The 14,492-nt window shown below is 69.3% G+C and carries 24 protein-coding genes; all 24 read right to left on the bottom strand.

What is annotated here, in order from left to right; genetic code table 11:
* Positions 1-2: 2 nt before the first annotated feature.
* A complete protein-coding gene (gene rpmD, locus FRAAL_RS04780) occupies positions 3-188 on the bottom strand; it encodes a 50S ribosomal protein L30 (RefSeq protein ID WP_011602312.1) in 186 nt (61 codons plus the stop codon).
* Positions 188-796 carry a 30S ribosomal protein S5 gene (rpsE, locus tag FRAAL_RS04775; RefSeq protein ID WP_009740511.1) on the bottom strand — a complete coding sequence of 203 codons (609 nt, stop codon included), beginning with the start codon at positions 794-796 and terminating at the stop codon, positions 188-190. Before rpsE ends, rpmD begins: the two co-directional genes overlap by 1 nt.
* 53 nt (positions 797-849) lie before the next feature.
* Entirely contained in the window at positions 850-1,224 is a 375-nt protein-coding gene (gene rplR, locus FRAAL_RS04770; RefSeq protein ID WP_041938850.1) for a 50S ribosomal protein L18, read from the bottom strand.
* Between the two features lie 10 nt (positions 1,225-1,234).
* Entirely contained in the window at positions 1,235-1,771 is a 537-nt protein-coding gene (gene rplF / locus FRAAL_RS04765) for a 50S ribosomal protein L6 (protein ID WP_011602310.1), read from the bottom strand.
* 12 nt (positions 1,772-1,783) lie between these two features.
* Positions 1,784-2,194 (bottom strand): 30S ribosomal protein S8, encoded by a 411-nt coding sequence (rpsH, locus tag FRAAL_RS04760; RefSeq protein WP_041938849.1) that lies wholly within the window; start codon positions 2,192-2,194, stop codon positions 1,784-1,786.
* 147 nt (positions 2,195-2,341) lie between these two features.
* Positions 2,342-2,527, bottom strand: coding sequence for a type Z 30S ribosomal protein S14 (locus FRAAL_RS04755; RefSeq protein WP_011602308.1), 186 nt, complete (start codon positions 2,525-2,527; stop codon positions 2,342-2,344).
* A 4-nt stretch (positions 2,528-2,531) separates the two neighbouring features.
* Positions 2,532-3,116, bottom strand: coding sequence for a 50S ribosomal protein L5 (rplE, locus tag FRAAL_RS04750; protein ID WP_011602307.1), 585 nt, complete (start codon positions 3,114-3,116; stop codon positions 2,532-2,534).
* Between the two features lie 38 nt (positions 3,117-3,154).
* On the bottom strand, positions 3,155-3,481 hold the full coding sequence (gene rplX / locus FRAAL_RS04745) for a 50S ribosomal protein L24 (RefSeq protein WP_085949702.1): 327 nt from the start codon (positions 3,479-3,481) through the stop codon (positions 3,155-3,157).
* Between the two features lie 2 nt (positions 3,482-3,483).
* Positions 3,484-3,852, bottom strand: a complete 369-nt coding sequence (gene rplN / locus FRAAL_RS04740) for a 50S ribosomal protein L14 (protein WP_009740518.1) — start codon at positions 3,850-3,852, stop codon at positions 3,484-3,486.
* A gap of 120 nt (positions 3,853-3,972) precedes the next feature.
* Positions 3,973-4,281, bottom strand: coding sequence for a 30S ribosomal protein S17 (gene rpsQ, locus FRAAL_RS04735; RefSeq protein WP_050997011.1), 309 nt, complete (start codon positions 4,279-4,281; stop codon positions 3,973-3,975).
* 5 nt (positions 4,282-4,286) lie between these two features.
* Positions 4,287-4,553 (bottom strand): 50S ribosomal protein L29, encoded by a 267-nt coding sequence (rpmC, locus tag FRAAL_RS04730; protein WP_197537247.1) that lies wholly within the window; start codon positions 4,551-4,553, stop codon positions 4,287-4,289.
* Complete coding sequence (gene rplP / locus FRAAL_RS04725; RefSeq protein ID WP_009740521.1) at positions 4,553-4,969, bottom strand: 50S ribosomal protein L16; 417 nt, start codon at positions 4,967-4,969, stop codon at positions 4,553-4,555. Before rplP ends, rpmC begins: the two co-directional genes overlap by 1 nt.
* Before the next feature lie 3 nt (positions 4,970-4,972).
* A complete protein-coding gene (rpsC, locus tag FRAAL_RS04720) occupies positions 4,973-6,025 on the bottom strand; it encodes a 30S ribosomal protein S3 (RefSeq protein ID WP_011602303.1) in 1,053 nt (350 codons plus the stop codon).
* Entirely contained in the window at positions 6,025-6,450 is a 426-nt protein-coding gene (gene rplV, locus FRAAL_RS04715) for a 50S ribosomal protein L22 (RefSeq protein ID WP_011602302.1), read from the bottom strand. Before rplV ends, rpsC begins: the two co-directional genes overlap by 1 nt.
* Positions 6,443-6,724, bottom strand: a complete 282-nt coding sequence (gene rpsS / locus FRAAL_RS04710) for a 30S ribosomal protein S19 (protein WP_009740524.1) — start codon at positions 6,722-6,724, stop codon at positions 6,443-6,445. Before rpsS ends, rplV begins: the two co-directional genes overlap by 8 nt.
* 90 nt (positions 6,725-6,814) lie before the next feature.
* Entirely contained in the window at positions 6,815-7,648 is an 834-nt protein-coding gene (gene rplB / locus FRAAL_RS04705) for a 50S ribosomal protein L2 (protein WP_009740525.1), read from the bottom strand.
* A 61-nt stretch (positions 7,649-7,709) separates the two neighbouring features.
* On the bottom strand, positions 7,710-8,006 hold the full coding sequence (gene rplW, locus FRAAL_RS04700) for a 50S ribosomal protein L23 (protein WP_009740526.1): 297 nt from the start codon (positions 8,004-8,006) through the stop codon (positions 7,710-7,712).
* Positions 8,003-8,713: a 50S ribosomal protein L4 gene (rplD, locus tag FRAAL_RS04695; protein ID WP_011602301.1), complete on the bottom strand. Its 711-nt coding sequence runs from the start codon at positions 8,711-8,713 to the stop codon at positions 8,003-8,005. The genes rplW and rplD overlap by 4 nt, the downstream gene beginning before the upstream one ends.
* A complete protein-coding gene (rplC, locus tag FRAAL_RS04690) occupies positions 8,710-9,414 on the bottom strand; it encodes a 50S ribosomal protein L3 (RefSeq protein ID WP_011602300.1) in 705 nt (234 codons plus the stop codon). Before rplC ends, rplD begins: the two co-directional genes overlap by 4 nt.
* A gap of 17 nt (positions 9,415-9,431) precedes the next feature.
* On the bottom strand, positions 9,432-9,740 hold the full coding sequence (gene rpsJ / locus FRAAL_RS04685) for a 30S ribosomal protein S10 (protein ID WP_007514815.1): 309 nt from the start codon (positions 9,738-9,740) through the stop codon (positions 9,432-9,434).
* A gap of 305 nt (positions 9,741-10,045) precedes the next feature.
* The gene (tuf, locus tag FRAAL_RS04680; protein ID WP_009740529.1) at positions 10,046-11,239 is read right to left on the bottom strand and encodes an elongation factor Tu; all 1,194 of its coding nucleotides are present in this window, start codon (positions 11,237-11,239) and stop codon (positions 10,046-10,048) included.
* A gap of 72 nt (positions 11,240-11,311) precedes the next feature.
* Positions 11,312-13,408, bottom strand: a complete 2,097-nt coding sequence (gene fusA, locus FRAAL_RS04675; RefSeq protein WP_011602299.1) for an elongation factor G — start codon at positions 13,406-13,408, stop codon at positions 11,312-11,314.
* 6 nt (positions 13,409-13,414) lie between these two features.
* Positions 13,415-13,885 carry a 30S ribosomal protein S7 gene (gene rpsG / locus FRAAL_RS04670; RefSeq protein WP_011602298.1) on the bottom strand — a complete coding sequence of 157 codons (471 nt, stop codon included), beginning with the start codon at positions 13,883-13,885 and terminating at the stop codon, positions 13,415-13,417.
* Positions 13,885-14,259, bottom strand: coding sequence for a 30S ribosomal protein S12 (gene rpsL, locus FRAAL_RS04665; RefSeq protein WP_009740532.1), 375 nt, complete (start codon positions 14,257-14,259; stop codon positions 13,885-13,887). The genes rpsG and rpsL overlap by 1 nt, the downstream gene beginning before the upstream one ends.
* Positions 14,260-14,492 lie beyond the last annotated feature (233 nt).

Below are 14,492 nucleotides of genomic sequence, written 5' to 3'. Positions count from 1 at the left end.
GGCTAGGAGTCCACCTCCTCGACCCGGACAAGATGGGTCACAGTCCTGATCATCCCGCGAACCTCGGGACGGTCGTCACGGACGGTCGTGGCGTTGATCTTCCGCAGGCCGAGGGTCCGCAGCGTGGCCCGCTGGTTGTGGGTACCGCCGATCCCCGAACGGATCTGCGTGATGCGCAGCTTGGCCATCACACACCGGCCCCGGCCGCGCGGGCGCGCAGCATGGCCGGCGGGGCGACGTCCTCGAGCGGCAGGCCGCGCCGAGCCGCGATCTCTTCGGGCCGCATGAGGCCGCGCAGGGCGGCCACCGTCGCGTGCACGATGTTGATCGGGTTCGACGAGCCGAGCGACTTCGACAGTACGTCGTGCACACCGGCGCACTCCAGCACGGCGCGCACCGGACCGCCGGCGATCACGCCGGTACCGGGCGAGGCCGGCTTGAGCAGCACGACGCCCGCGGCCTCCTCACCCTGCACCGGGTGCGGGATCGTCGAGCCGATCCGGGGCACCTTGAAGAAGTGCTTCTTGGCCTCCTCGACGCCCTTGGCGATGGCGGCGGGGACCTCCTTGGCCTTGCCGTAGCCGACGCCGACGGTCCCGTCCGCGTCACCGACCACGACGAGGGCCGTGAAGCTGAAGCGACGACCGCCCTTGACGACCTTGGCGACGCGGTTGATCGCGACGACCCGCTCGACGTAGGCGTTCTTCTCCTGGGCCGGGCCGCCGCCCGACCGGTCCCGGCGTTCCCGACGGTCCGAGCCGCCGGACCCGCCGCCGCGGCGCTGCTGGCCTGGCATCTACAACATCTCCCTGTGCTGGCTGAACTGGGTGGCTTGGGGCTGGGTGGTCATCAGAAGTCCAGCCCGCTTTCCCGCGCCGCATCCGCGAGCGCGGCGATCCGACCGGCGTAGGTCCGGCCGCCGCGGTCGAACACGACCGCATCGATCCCGGCCGCCTTCGCCCGCTGGGCGACCAGTTCGCCGACCTTGCGGGCCTGGGACGACTTGTCGCCCTCGCCACCGCGCAGGGTGACGTCCAGGGTGGACGCCGAGGCCAGCGTGTGGCCGGCGACGTCGTCGATGACCTGGGCGTAGATGTGCCGCGAGGACCGGGTGACGACGAGCCGGGGACGGGACTGGGTGCCCGCCACCTTCTTGCGCACGCGGACATGCCGACGGAGCTTCGCGGTCCGCCGACGCGCGCTGGCGCCGAGGCTCACTGCCATGATCTATCTCCTACTTCCCGGTCTTCCCGACCTTGCGGCGGACGACCTCGCCCTGGTAGCGCACGCCCTTGCCCTTGTACGGGTCGGGCTTGCGCAGTCCGCGGATCTTCGCGGAGACCTCACCGACCAGCTGCTTGTCGATCCCATGGACGACGAAGCGGGTCGGGGTCTGCACCTCGAAGCGGATGCCCTCGGGGGCCTTGACCGGGACGGGGTGGCTGTAGCCGAGCGCGAACTCCAGGTCGGAGCCCTTCGCCTGGACGCGGTATCCGACGCCGACGATCTCCAGGGTCTTGGAGTACCCGGCGGTGACACCGGTGACCATGTTGGAGACCAGGGTGCGGGTCAGGCCGTGCAGCGAGCGGGACCGACGTTCGTCGTCCGGGCGGGTCACGACGAGCTGACCCTCCTCCCGGTTGACCGCGATCGGCTCGACCACAACGTGGCTCAGGGTGCCCTTGGGCCCCTTGACGGTAACGGTCGCCCCCTCGACGGTGATGTCGACACCGCTGGGGACGGGAATGGGCAGGCGCCCGATCCGAGACATCGCTCGCCTTCCTTACCAGACGTAGGCGAGGACTTCCCCGCCCACGCCCCGCTTGCCCGCCTGCTTGTCGGTCAGCAGCCCCGACGAGGTGGAGATGATGGCAACGCCCAGTCCCCCGAGCACCTTGGGAAGGTTCGTCGCCTTGGCGTAGACCCGCAGGCCCGGCTTGCTGATGCGCTTGATCCCGGCGATCGAACGCTCGCGGTTCGGGCCGTACTTCAGATCGATGACCAGGGTGTGGCCGACGCCGCCAGCCAGGGTCGCGTCGTCGACGTGCCAGCTGGAGATGTAGCCCTCCTGCTGGAGGATCTCGGCAATGTGGGTCTTGATCTTGCTGTGAGGCATCACCACACTGTCGTGGTACGCCCGGCTGGCGTTGCGGACACGCGTGAGCATGTCCGCAATCGGGTCGGTCATCGTCATGGCTTGACGCCTTTCTCACGGCGGTTCCCGCCGGCGCCGGGGGTCGTCCCCGGCAGCCGTCGTGTGGGCCTGCCGCGATCGGGGGGAGGTGCGGAGGTGGAGCGGTCTACCGGGCTGCTCCGGTGTTGACCGGGCTGCTCCCGTGTTCTACCAGGAGCTCTTGGTGATGCCGGGCAGCTCGCCGCGGTGCGCCATCTGCCGCAGGCAGACCCGGCAGAGTCCGAAGACCCGGTACACGGAGCGGGAGCGGCCGCAGCGCTGGCAGCGCGTGTAGCCGCGCACCGCGTACTTCGGCTTGCGGTTCGACTTCTCGATCAGTGCCTTCTTGGCCATCTGTCTAGTTCTCCCGGAAGGGGAAGCCCAGCGCCCGCAGGAGCGCCCGGCCCTCGTCGTCGGTGGTCGCGGTGGTGACGACCGTGATGTCCATGCCCCGAACCCGGTCGATCCGGTCGATGTCGATCTCATGGAAGATCGACTGCTCGGTGACGCCGAACGTGTAGTTGCCCGCGCCGTCGAACTGCTTCGGCGACAGCCCGCGGAAGTCGCGGATGCGCGGCAGCGCGATGGAGACCAGGCGGTCGAGGAACTCCCACATCCGGTCGCCGCGCAGGGTCACCTTGGCCCCGATCGGCATGCCCTCACGCAGCTTGAACTGGGCGATGGACTTCTTCGCCCGGCGCACGGCCGGCTTCTGGCCGGTGATCGCGGCGAGGTCGCGCACGGCGCCGTCGATGAGCTTCGCGTCCCGGGCGGCGTCGCCGACGCCCATGTTGACGACGACCTTCACGACGCCGGGGATCTGCATGACGTTGCGGTAGGAGAACTCCTCCCGCAGCGTTGCGGCGATCTCCTCGCGGTACCGCTGCTTGAGCCGTGGGACCGGGCGAGCACCGGTGGTCCGGTCTTCGGTGGTCACAGTCATTTGATCTCGATTCCCAACTGCTCGACTGCTCGCTCGGCCTACAGCTCGGCGCCGGTGCGCCGGGAGATGCGGACCTTGGTGCCGTCCTCGTTGATGCGGTACCCGATCCTGGTGGGCCGTCCGTCCGACGGGTCGACGATCATCACGTTGCTCACGTGGATCGGCGCCTCCTGGGTGACGATCCCCCCGGACTGCGAGCCCCGAGCGCTCTGCTGGACCCGGGTGTGCCGGGTGATCCGGTTCGCGCCCTCGACGAGGACCTTGTTCTGCTCGGGGTAGGCCCGGATGACCTTCCCCTTCAGGCCGCGGTCCTTGCCGGTGATGATCTGGACCGTGTCACCCTTCTTGATCTTCAAAGTGGCCACGGTCACAGCACCTCCGGCGCCAGCGAGATGATCTTCATGAACTTCTTGTCACGCAGCTCCCGGCCGACCGGCCCGAAGATGCGGGTGCCCCGGGGGTCACCGCCGTCCCGGATGAGCACCGCCGCGTTCTCGTCGAAACGGATGTAGGAGCCGTCCGGCCGCCGGCGCTCCTTGGTGGTGCGCACCACGACCGCCTTGACCACGTCGCCGCGCTTCACGCCGGCGCCGGGCAGGGCATCCTTGACCGTGCCGACGATGATGTCGCCGATCCCCGCGTAACGACGCCCAGAGCCGCCAAGCACCCGGATGCAGAGAATCTCCCGCGCTCCGGTGTTGTCGGCGACCCGAAGTCGCGACTCCTGCTGAATCACTTTCCGCTCCTGATCACCCGGTACTACTGATCAACCGGTACTGCGTCGGACCCGGTCACCCGGGCGCCGGGCCGGGCGCCTCGGGGGCCGTCTGGCCCCCGAGGTCGCCTCGCCCCGGAACTACTTGGCCTTCTCCAGGACCTGCACGACCCGCCACCGCTTGGTGGCCGACAACGGCCGGGTCTCCATCAGCAGCACGCGGTCGCCGACACCGGTGGTGCCGTTCTCGTCGTGCGCCTTGACCTTCTTCGTCCGGCGGATCGTCTTGCCGTACAGCGGGTGCTGCACGCGGTCCTCGACCGCGACCACGACGGTCTTGGTCATCTTGTCGCTGACCACGAGGCCCTCGCGGACCTTGCGGAAGCCGCGGTCCGCGACCGCCGCCTCGGTGTTCTGCGAAGCCTCCTGGGAGGCCGTCTCGTCTGCCACTGCCCTCACGCCCGTTCCGACTGCGTCGCGTCATCGTCCGCCGCACCGGCGACCAGCGCCGGATCGCCGGTGATACCCAGCTCCCGTTCGCGCATCACCGTGTAGATCTTGGCGATGTCACGCCGGACGGCCCGCAGCCGCCGGTTGTTGGAAAGCTGTCCGGTCGCCGCCTGGAACCGGAGGTTGAACAGCTCCTCCTTGGCTTCCCGGAGCTTGTCGACGAGCTCGTCGCCCGACAGGCTCCGCAGCTCGTCCGCGGTAGCGACAGCCATCACGCACCACCTTCACGGACCACGAAACGGCACTTCATCGGCAGCTTGTGGATCGCGCGCCGCATCGCCTCCCGGGCCACGGGCTCCGCGACCCCGGACAGCTCGAACAGCACCCGGCCGGGCTTGACGTTCGCGACCCACCACTCGGGCGAGCCCTTGCCGGAACCCATCCGGGTCTCGGCGGGCTTCTTGGTCAGCGGGCGGTCCGGGTAGATGTTGATCCAGACCTTGCCACCACGACGGATGTGGCGGGTCATCGCGATACGCGCCGACTCGATCTGCCGGTTCGTCACGTAGGCCGACTCCAGGGCCTGGATCCCGTACTCGCCGAACGTGACGCGGGTTCCGCCCTTGGCCGCACCGGTCCGCCCGGGGTGGTGCTGCTTGCGGTGCGCGACCTTCCGGGGAATCAGCATGATCTATTCCTCCGCCTTCTCCGGAGTGCCCGGCGTCGCGGCGGCGGCCGGCGTGGCGGCCGACTCGCTCGCGGCGGTGGCGGGCGCGGTCGACTCGGCCGCCGGGGCCGGCGACGACGCGGCCTCGGGCGCGGTGGTCTCGGGTGCGGTCGACTCGGGTGCGGTCGACTCAGGTGCGGTCGACTCAGGTGCGGTCGACTCAGGTGCGGTCGACTCGGGTGCGGTCGACTCGGTCGCGCCTGCCTCGGACGCAGCGGTCTCGGCGGCCGGCGCGTTTCCGCCACGACCCCGGCGCTCGCTGCGCGCCGCGGCGCGACCGGCGTCGGTACCGCCCTGCGTGGTGCCGGACGAGCCGGAACGCGGCCCGCGGCGCGGGCGGTCCCGACGGGTCTGGCGCTGCAGGGCCTCCTGCGCCTCGCGCTCGGCCCGGCTCTGGACGATGTCGCCCTTGTAGATCCAGACCTTCACGCCGATGCGGCCGAAGTTCGTCCGGGCCTCGTAGAAGCCGTAGTCGATGTCCGCCCGCAGGGTGTGCAGCGGCACCCGACCCTCACGGTAGAACTCCGACCGGCTCATCTCCGCGCCGCCGAGGCGACCCGAGCACTGAACCCGGATGCCCTTGGCGCCGCCCTTCATCGCGGTCTGCATCGCCTTGCGCATCGCGCGGCGGAAGCTGACACGGCTGGAGAGCTGCTCGGCCACGCCCTGGGCGACGAGCTGCGCGTCGACCTCGGGGTTCTTGACCTCGAGGATGTTGAGCTGCACCTGCTTGCCGGTGAGCTTCTCCAGGTCGCCGCGGATGCGGTCGGCCTCGGCGCCGCGGCGGCCGATCACGATGCCCGGGCGCGCGGTGTGGATGTCCACCCGCAGCCGACCCTGGGTCCGCTCGATGTCGACCCGGCTGATACCGGCCCGCTCCATGCCCCGCGACATCATCTTGCGGATCTTCACGTCCTCGCCGACGTACGCCTTGTACTGCTTGTCGGCGTACCAGCGGGAGGTGAACTCCGACGTGATGCCAAGCCGGAACCCGTGCGGGTTGACCTTCTGCCCCACTACCGGGCCCTCCTAGTCGTCTTCGCGCCCCGACCGGCCGCGGAGACCGGCTCCCGGCTCTCCACCACGACGGTGATGTGGCTGGTGCGCTTGCGGATCCGGTAGGCCCGGCCCTGGGCGCGGGGCCGGATGCGCTTGAGCGTCGGCCCCTCGTCCACGTAGACCTCGCCCACCCACAGGGTGGCGGGATCGAGGCTGTGGTTGTTCTCGGCATTGGCCGCGGCGCTGGCGACGACCTTGTACACGTCGTCGCTGGCCGCCTGCGGGGCGAACCGGAGGATGTCGAGCGCCTCGCTGACCGACCGGCCGCGCACCAGGTCGACGACCCGGCGAGCCTTCGTCGGCGAGACCCGCACGTAGCGGGCCGACGCCTTGGCGCCCGGCAGGCCGGCGCGGGTCAGGCCCTCGACGAGATCGTCAGCCACGGCGCGACCTCCGGTCCTCCTTGACGTGGCCGCGGAACGTCCGGGTCGGGGCGAACTCGCCGAGCTTGTGCCCGACCATGCCCTCGGTGATGAAGACCGGGACGTGCTTGCGGCCATCGTGCACGGCGATCGTGTGCCCCAGCATGTCGGGGATCACGGTGGAGCGCCGGGACCAGGTCTTGATGACGTGCTTGGTGCCCTTCGAGTTCTGCACGTCCACCTTCTTGAGCAGGTGGTCGTCGACGAACGGGCCCTTCTTCAGACTGCGTGGCATGGCTGTGTCTCCTCCTTCCTGCTCAGATCCGGTGGGTACGGGGGGCGGACGGCGGGCTCACGGGCGCCGGGGTCCGGGTGCGTGAGGTCACTACCGCCGCCTGTTCTGCTTGCGACGACGCACGATGAGCGCGTCGGACGACTTGTGGTTGGCGCGGGTCCGTCCCTCCGGACGGCCCTTCGGGTTGACCGGGTGGCGGCCACCGGAGGTCTTGCCCTCACCACCACCGTGCGGGTGGTCGACCGGGTTCATCGCGACACCGCGCACGGTGGGCCGACGGCCCTTCCAGCGCATCCGGCCGGCCTTACCCCAGTTGATGTTGCTCTGCTCGGCGTTACCGACCTCGCCGACGGTGGCGCGGCAGCGGACGTCCACGTTGCGGATCTCGCCCGAGGGCATCCGCAGCTGGGCGTAGGGGCCGTCCTTCGCGACGAGCTGCACGCTGGCGCCGGCGCTGCGGGCGATCTTCGCGCCGCCGCCGGGACGCAGCTCGATGGCGTGCACCACGGTGCCGGTCGGGATGTTGCGCAGCGGCAGGGCGTTGCCGGGCTTGATGTCGGCGCCCACCCCGGAGCTGACCTGGTCGCCCTGCTTGAGCTTCACCGGGGCGATGATGTAGCGCTTCTCGCCGTCGGCGTAGTGCAGCAGCGCGATGCGGGCGGTGCGGTTCGGGTCGTACTCGATGTGCGCGACCTTCGCCGGCACGCCGTCCTTGTCCCGCCGGAAGTCGATGATCCGGTAGGCCCGCTTGTGCCCGCCGCCCTGGTGCCGGGTGGTGATCCGGCCGTGGACGTTGCGCCCGCCCTTGGAGTGCAGCGGGCGGACCAGCGACTTCTCCGGATGGTCACGGGTGATCTCGACGAAGTCGGCCACGCTCGCGCCACGACGCCCCGGCGTCGTCGGCTTGTACCTACGAATTCCCATGGCTTCCTACCGTCCCTGGCCCGTCGACCGGTGGGCCGCCGCCGCGGCGCGGCGCACGCGCTCAGGCACCGGGGCCTCCGAAGATCTCGATCGTGTCACCGGGAGCCAGGCTCACCAGGGCCCGCTTGGTCGCGGACCGGTGTCCCCAGCCGTGCTTGGTCCGCTTGCGCTTGCCCTGCCGGTTGATGGTGTTCACCCGCAGGACGCGCACGCTGAAGATCTGCTGGACCGCGAGCTTGATCTGGGTCTTGTTCGCGTCCGGGTGCACGATGAAGGTGTAGACGTTCTCGTCGAGCAGGCCGTAGCTCTTCTCGGAGACGACCGGCCGCAGGATGACGTCACGCGGGTCGGGAATCACTTGTTCTCCTCCGCCCCGGCCGCAGCGGGCGACGCCGGACGGCTGTCGCGGGCGAGGAACGCGGCCAGCGCCTCCTCGGTGAAGACGACGTCGTCGCTCACCAGCACGTCGTAGGTGTTGAGCTGCCCCGGGTCGAGCAGGTGCACCGCCGCGACGTTGCGCAGGCTCTTCCAGGTCAGCTCGTCGGTACGGCTCGCGACCACCAGCACGCGGCGGGTGTCCGCGACCGTGCGCAGCGCCGTCACCGCGGCCTTGGTCGACGGCGCCTCACCGGAGACCAGCGAGGACACGACGTGGACCCGGTTGTTGCGCGCCCGGTCGGACAACGCGCCGCGCAGCGCGGCGGCCTTCATCTTCTTCGGGGTGCGCTGGTCGTAGCTGCGCGGGGTCGGGCCGTGCACGACGCCACCGCCGGTGAACTGCGGAGCGCGCAGTGAGCCCTGCCGGGCGCGGCCGGTGCCCTTCTGCCGGTACGGCTTGCGACCACCGCCGCGGACCTCGCCGCGGGTCTTGGTGGCGTGGGTGCCCTGGCGGGCCGCGGCGAGCTGCGCGACCACGACCTGGTGGATCAGCGGGACGTTCAGCGGCACGTCGAACACGCCGCCGGGCAGCTCAGCGCTGCCACCGTCACCGCCGTTCGGCGCGTGCACCGAGACGGTGCGCGTGGTGGTGGCATCCGGATCGGATGCGGTCGCCACCGGGCTCATGCCGAGACCTCCTCACCGGCGCCGACGGTCGCGGCCGGGGCGATCGCCTCGGGCGCCGGGCGCTTGGCCGCGCTGCGCACGAAGACAAGGCCGCCGTCCGGGCCGGGAATCGCGCCCTTCACCAGCAGAAAGCCACGCTCGGTGTCGACGGCGTGGATGGTCAGGCCCGGCGTGGTGGTGCGCGCGTGGCCCATCCGGCCCGCCATGCGCAGGCCCTTGAAGACGCGCCCGGGGGTGGCGCAGCCGCCGACCGAACCCGGCGAGCGGTGCTTGCGCTCGACGCCGTGCCCGGCGCCCAGGCCCTTGAAGCCATGACGCTTCATGACACCGGCGAAGCCCTTGCCCTTGGAGGTGCCGGTGACGTCGACGACGGTCCCCTCGGCGAACACCTCGCCGGTCAGCTCCTGGCCGGGCCGGTAGTTGCCGGCGTCGGCGGTGCGCAGCTCGACGAGGTGGCGCCGCGGCGTCACCCCGCTCGTGGCGAAGTGCCCACGGGCCGGCTTGTTGATCTTACGCGGGTCGATCTCGCCGTAACCGAGCTGGACGGCCGAGTATCCGTCCGAGTCAGGCGTCTTGACCTGCGTGACGACATTGGGTCCGGCCTTGATGACGGTGACCGGCACGACGCGGTTGTTCGCGTCCCATACCTGGGTCATCCCGAGCTTGGTGCCCAGGAGCCCTCTGTAGTTGCGGATGAGCATGACTGCGCCGGCCCCTCTTACAGCTTGATCTCGATGTCGACACCGGCGGGGAGGTCGAGCCGCATCAGCGAGTCGACCGTCTTCGGCGTCGGGTCAAGGATGTCGATCAGCCGCTTGTGCGTCCGCATCTCGAAGTGCTCGCGGCTGTCCTTGTACTTGTGCGGCGACCGGATGACGCAGTAGATGTTCTTCTCCGTCGGCAGCGGCACCGGTCCCGCGACCTGCGCACCCGTCCGGGTCACCGTCTCGACGATCTTCCGCGCCGAGCTGTCGATGACCTCGTGGTCATAGGCCTTGAGCCGAATGCGGATCTTCTGTGCCGCCATGGTGGGCTTCGCCTGTCCTGTCTGTCTCGTCCGGCCGGTACCGCTACCGGGTCACCGCCCGTAGATCCACGCCTCCGCCGGTGGCGTGAGGCCCGTGCCCCGCCGCCGGCGGAGGGAATCTGCCGGTTACCGCTGTCTCGTGCCGGCCCCGCGTCGATCGATCGACGCTCGGGCCGGATTACCTGCCACGTCGGCAGCCGGGTGGCACCGGCAGCCGGGCCGCCCGGGCGGTGAGGGCAATCGCGCCGCCCGGGCAGCAATGTGGGCGGTGGGCCCGGGGGATCCGGACCCACCGCCCACCGCTACTACTTGAGAACCTTCGTGACCTGGCCCGCGCCGACGGTCCGGCCACCCTCGCGGATGGCGAAGCGCAGACCCTCCTCCATGGCGATCGGCTGGATGAGCTCGACCGTCATCTCGGTGTTGTCGCCCGGCATGACCATCTCCGTGCCCTCGGGGAGGGTCACGACGCCGGTCACGTCAGTGGTGCGGAAGTAGAACTGCGGCCGGTAGTTCTTGAAGAACGGCGTGTGGCGACCGCCCTCGTCCTTGTTCAGGATGTAGACGCGCGCCTCGAACACGGTGTGCGGGGTGATCGTCTTCGGCTTGACGATGACCTGGCCGCGCTCGACGTCCTCGCGCTTGATGCCACGAAGGAGCAGGCCCACGTTGTCGCCGGCACGCCCCTCGTCGAGCAGCTTGCGGAACATCTCGACGCCGGTGACGGTCGTCGTGGTGGTCTCCGGCTTGATGCCGACGATCTCCACGGTCTCGTTGACCTTGACGATTCCACGCTCGACGCGGCCGGTGACGACCGTGCCACGACCGGTGATCGTGAAGACGTCCTCGATCGGCATGAGGAACGGCCGGTCGATGTCACGCTGCGGCTCGGGGATCGAGTCGTCGACCGCGGCCATGAGCTCGAGGAGCTTGGCGCCCCACTCCTTGTCGCCCTCCAGCGCCTTGAGCGCGGAGACGCGGATGACCGGGACGTCGTCACCCGGGAACTCGTACGAGCTGAGCAGCTCGCGGACCTCGAGCTCGACGAGCTCCAGGATCTCCTCGTCGTCGACCATGTCGGCCTTGTTCAGCGCGACGACGATGTAGGGCACGCCGACCTGACGCGCGAGGAGCACGTGCTCCTTCGTCTGCGGCATCGGGCCGTCGGTCGCGGACACCACCAGGATCGCCCCGTCCATCTGGGCGGCACCGGTGATCATGTTCTTGATGTAGTCCGCGTGCCCGGGGCAGTCGACGTGCGCGTAGTGCCGCTTGTCGGTCTGGTACTCGACGTGCGCGATCGAGATCGTGATGCCGCGGGCCTTCTCCTCCGGCGCCTTGTCGATCTGGTCGAACGGCGTGAAGGGGTTGAGGTCCGGGTGCGCGTCGTGCAGGACCTTGGTGATCGCCGCGGTCAGCGTGGTCTTGCCATGGTCGATGTGACCGATGGTGCCGATATTGACGTGCGGCTTCGTCCGCTCGAACTTCTGCTTCGCCACGGGTGTCCCTCCAAGGACGGGTGGTGTCGTGCTGTGTAGTCAGGTCGGGAGGCGTTCACGCCACGAGGGCGGTCACTCCCCCCTCGCCTTGGCGATGATCTCCTTGGCGACGTTCCCGGGAACCTCGGCGTAGGAGTCGAACTGCATCGAGTAGCTGGCCCGGCCGGACGTCTTGGACCGCAGGTCGCCGACGTAGCCGAACATCTCCGACAGCGGCACCTGCGCCCGCACGATCCGGGAACCGCCGCGCTCCTCCATCGCCTGGATCTGTCCGCGGCGGGAGTTCAGGTCACCGATGACGTCGCCCATGTGGTCCTCGGGCGTGGTGACCTCGACGGCCATCAGCGGCTCGAGAAGCACGGGATCGGCCTTGCGAGCCGCGTCCTTGAACGCCATCGAGCCGGCGATCTTGAAGGCGAGCTCGGACGAGTCCACGTCGTGGTACTGACCGTCCAGGAGGGTGACCTTGACGTCGACCAGCGGGTAGCCGGCGAGCACGCCGAACTCCATGGCCTCCTGGCAGCCGGCATCGACGGACGGGATGTACTCCCGGGGGATGCGACCGCCGGTGACCTTGTTCTCGAACTCGTAGCCGCCGCCGTCGCCGCCGGAGGGCTCCAGGTTGATGATCACTCGGGCGTACTGGCCGGACCCACCCGTCTGCTTCTTGTGGGTGTAGTCGACCTTCTCCACCTTGCGGCGGATCGTCTCCCGGTAGGCCACCTGCGGCTTGCCGACGTTGGCCTCGACGCCGTACTCGCGACGCATGCGGTCGACCAGCACGTCGAGGTGCAGCTCGCCCATGCCGGCGATGATCGTCTGGCCGGTCTCCTCGTCGGTGCGGACCTGGAAGGTCGGGTCCTCCTCGGCGAGCCGCTGGATGGCGGTGCCCAGCTTCTGCTGGTCGGCCTTCGTCTTCGGCTCGATCGCGACGTGGATGACCGGCGCCGGGAACGTCATCGACTCCAGGATCACCGGCGCGTTCGGGTCGCAGAGCGTGTCACCGGTGGTGGTGTTCTTCAGCCCCACCACGGCGACGATCTGCCCCGCACCGACGCCGTCCCGGTCCTCCCGGTGGTTGGCGTGCATCTGCAGGATGCGCCCGATGCGCTCCTTGCGGTCCTTCGTCGAGTTCAGCACTGGCGAGCCGCCGGTGAGCCTGCCCGAGTACACCCGGATGTAGGTCAGCTTGCCGACGTACGGGTCGCTCATAATCTTGAAGGCAAGCGCCGAGAACGGCTCGTCCTCGCTGGGCTCGCGGCGGACCTCGGCGTCCTCGTCGCTGACCGAGTGACCGATGGTGGCGCCGATGTCCAGCGGGTTCGGCAGGAAGTCGACGACCGCGTCGAGCATGGGCTGGACGCCCTTGTTCTTGAACGCGGAGCCACACAGCACCGGGTTGATCTTGCTGGCGAGGGTGCCGCGCCGCAGACCGGCCATGAGCTGCTCCTCGGAGGGCTCCTCACCCTCGAGGTAGAGCTCCATGAGCTCGTCGTCGTTCTCCGCGACCGTCTCCAGGAGCTTGTCGCGCCATTCCTGCGCGGCCTCCAGGTGGTCCCGAGGAATGTCGACGACCTCGTAGGAGGCGCCCTTGTCCTCGGACTTCCAGAGCAGGCCCTTCATCCGGATCAGGTCGATGACGCCGCGGAAGTCCGACTCCACGCCCCAGGGGAGCTGGATGACGGCGGGCGTCGCGTCGAGCCGCTCGACCATCATGTCCACGCAGCGGTGGAATTCCGCGCCGACCCGGTCCATCTTGTTGACGAAGGCGATCCGCGGCACGTTGTACCGGTCGGCCTGCTTCCAGACCGTCTCGCTCTGCGGCTCGACGCCGGCGACGGCGTCGAACACCGCCACGGCGCCGTCGAGGACGCGCAGCGACCGCTCGACCTCAACCGTGAAGTCGACGTGGCCGGGCGTGTCGATGATGTTGATGGTGTGGTCGCGCCAGATACAGGTGGTGGCCGCGGAGGTGATGGTGATCCCCCGCTCCTGCTCCTGCTCCATCCAGTCCATCGTCGCGCCGCCCTCGTGGACCTCACCGATCTTGTAGTTCACACCGGTGTAGAAGAGGATGCGCTCGGTCGTGGTGGTCTTGCCCGCGTCGATGTGGGCCATGATCCCGATGTTGCGGGTACTGGCCAGCGAGGAAGGTGCGTCAGATGGCATGTCGAGCTACCAGCGGTAGTGGGCGAAGGCCTTGTTGGACTCCGCCATCTTGTGGGTGTCCTCCCGGCGCTTCACGCTCGCGCCGAGGCCGTTACTCGCGTCGATGAGCTCGTTCATCAGCCGCTCGGTCATCGTCTTCTCACGACGAGCCCGGGAGTAGCCGACGATCCAGCGCAGAGCGAGGGTCGTGCTGCGGCCGGCGCGAACCTCGACCGGCACCTGGTAGGTGGCGCCACCGACCCGGCGGCTGCGCACCTCCAGCGTGGGCTTGACGTTGTCGAGCGCCCGCTTGAGCGTGACGACCGGGTCGTTGCCGGTCTTGTTCTTCGCGCCTTCCAGCGCGCCGTACACGATGCGCTCCGCGACCGACTTCTTGCCGCTCATCAGCACCTTGTTCACCAGCGCGGTCACCAGCGCCGACCCGTACACCGGGTCGACGACGACGGCGTGCTTGGGCGCGGGCCCCTTGCGCGGCATCAGCCCTTCTCCTTCTTCGCGCCGTAGCGGCTACGAGCCTGCTTGCGGTTACGGACGCCCTGCGTGTCGAGAGCGCCTCGGACGATCTTGTAGCGAACGCCCGGAAGGTCCTTCACTCGACCGCCGCGAACCAGGACGATCGAGTGCTCCTGCAGGTTGTGGCCGACGCCGGGAATGTAGGCGGTGACCTCGATCCCGCTGTTCAGCCGGACACGCGCGACCTTGCGCAGCGCCGAGTTCGGCTTCTTGGGGGTGGTCGTGTAGACGCGGGTGCACACACCACGACGCTGAGGGCTCCCCTTGAGTGCCGGGGTCTTGGTCTTCTCGACCTTGTCCTGCCGGCCCTTGCGGACCAGCTGCTGGATCGTGGGCAACGCCGCTCCCGTTCCTGTGACGCCTCGTCGTACTGCCTTGGGCAACCAGACCGGTACGCCGGCCTACCTGCTTTCCTTGCGAACCGCACCAGGGCCACCGCGGTGGCCTCGACCGGCTTCTCCGACCCACGCGGTCGGGCGTGTCGCGCCGTTTCGTCCGAAGAGGATCACACATTCGATTGATCCAACTGCGGTGGACAGCGCGCCAACCCGCCCGGCCGCTTCGCGGAACC

The organism is Frankia alni ACN14a, assembly GCF_000058485.1.
Lineage (GTDB): Bacteria > Actinomycetota > Actinomycetes > Frankiales > Frankiaceae > Frankia > Frankia alni.
The sequence above is the reverse complement of the archived record's forward strand: the minus strand, read 5'-3'. Positions and strand labels throughout refer to the sequence as shown.

What these genes read in the sequence shown, in the direction of transcription:
- rplD (WP_011602301.1), bottom strand. Translation starts at nt 8,713, where the DNA reads ATGAGCCCGGTGGCGACCGCATCCGATCCGGATGCCACCACCACGCGC.
- rpmD (WP_011602312.1), bottom strand. Translation starts at nt 188, where the DNA reads ATGGCCAAGCTGCGCATCACGCAGATCCGTTCGGGGATCGGCGGTACC.
- rplC (WP_011602300.1), bottom strand. Translation starts at nt 9,414, where the DNA reads ATGCTCATCCGCAACTACAGAGGGCTCCTGGGCACCAAGCTCGGGATG.
- rpsJ (WP_007514815.1), bottom strand. Translation starts at nt 9,740, where the DNA reads ATGGCGGCACAGAAGATCCGCATTCGGCTCAAGGCCTATGACCACGAG.
- rpsH (WP_041938849.1), bottom strand. Translation starts at nt 2,194, where the DNA reads ATGACGATGACCGACCCGATTGCGGACATGCTCACGCGTGTCCGCAAC.
- FRAAL_RS04755 (WP_011602308.1), bottom strand. Translation starts at nt 2,527, where the DNA reads ATGGCCAAGAAGGCACTGATCGAGAAGTCGAACCGCAAGCCGAAGTAC.
- rplP (WP_009740521.1), bottom strand. Translation starts at nt 4,969, where the DNA reads ATGCTGATTCCCCGGAAGGTCGCGCACCGCAAGCAGCACCACCCCGGG.
- rpsG (WP_011602298.1), bottom strand. Translation starts at nt 13,885, where the DNA reads ATGCCGCGCAAGGGGCCCGCGCCCAAGCACGCCGTCGTCGTCGACCCG.
- rpsS (WP_009740524.1), bottom strand. Translation starts at nt 6,724, where the DNA reads ATGCCACGCAGTCTGAAGAAGGGCCCGTTCGTCGACGACCACCTGCTC.
- fusA (WP_011602299.1), bottom strand. Translation starts at nt 13,408, where the DNA reads ATGCCATCTGACGCACCTTCCTCGCTGGCCAGTACCCGCAACATCGGG.
- rpsE (WP_009740511.1), bottom strand. Translation starts at nt 796, where the DNA reads ATGCCAGGCCAGCAGCGCCGCGGCGGCGGGTCCGGCGGCTCGGACCGT.
- rplE (WP_011602307.1), bottom strand. Translation starts at nt 3,116, where the DNA reads ATGACTGTGACCACCGAAGACCGGACCACCGGTGCTCGCCCGGTCCCA.
- rpmC (WP_197537247.1), bottom strand. Translation starts at nt 4,553, where the DNA reads ATGGCTGTCGCTACCGCGGACGAGCTGCGGAGCCTGTCGGGCGACGAG.
- rplB (WP_009740525.1), bottom strand. Translation starts at nt 7,648, where the DNA reads ATGGGAATTCGTAGGTACAAGCCGACGACGCCGGGGCGTCGTGGCGCG.
- rplF (WP_011602310.1), bottom strand. Translation starts at nt 1,771, where the DNA reads ATGTCTCGGATCGGGCGCCTGCCCATTCCCGTCCCCAGCGGTGTCGAC.
- rplR (WP_041938850.1), bottom strand. Translation starts at nt 1,224, where the DNA reads ATGGCAGTGAGCCTCGGCGCCAGCGCGCGTCGGCGGACCGCGAAGCTC.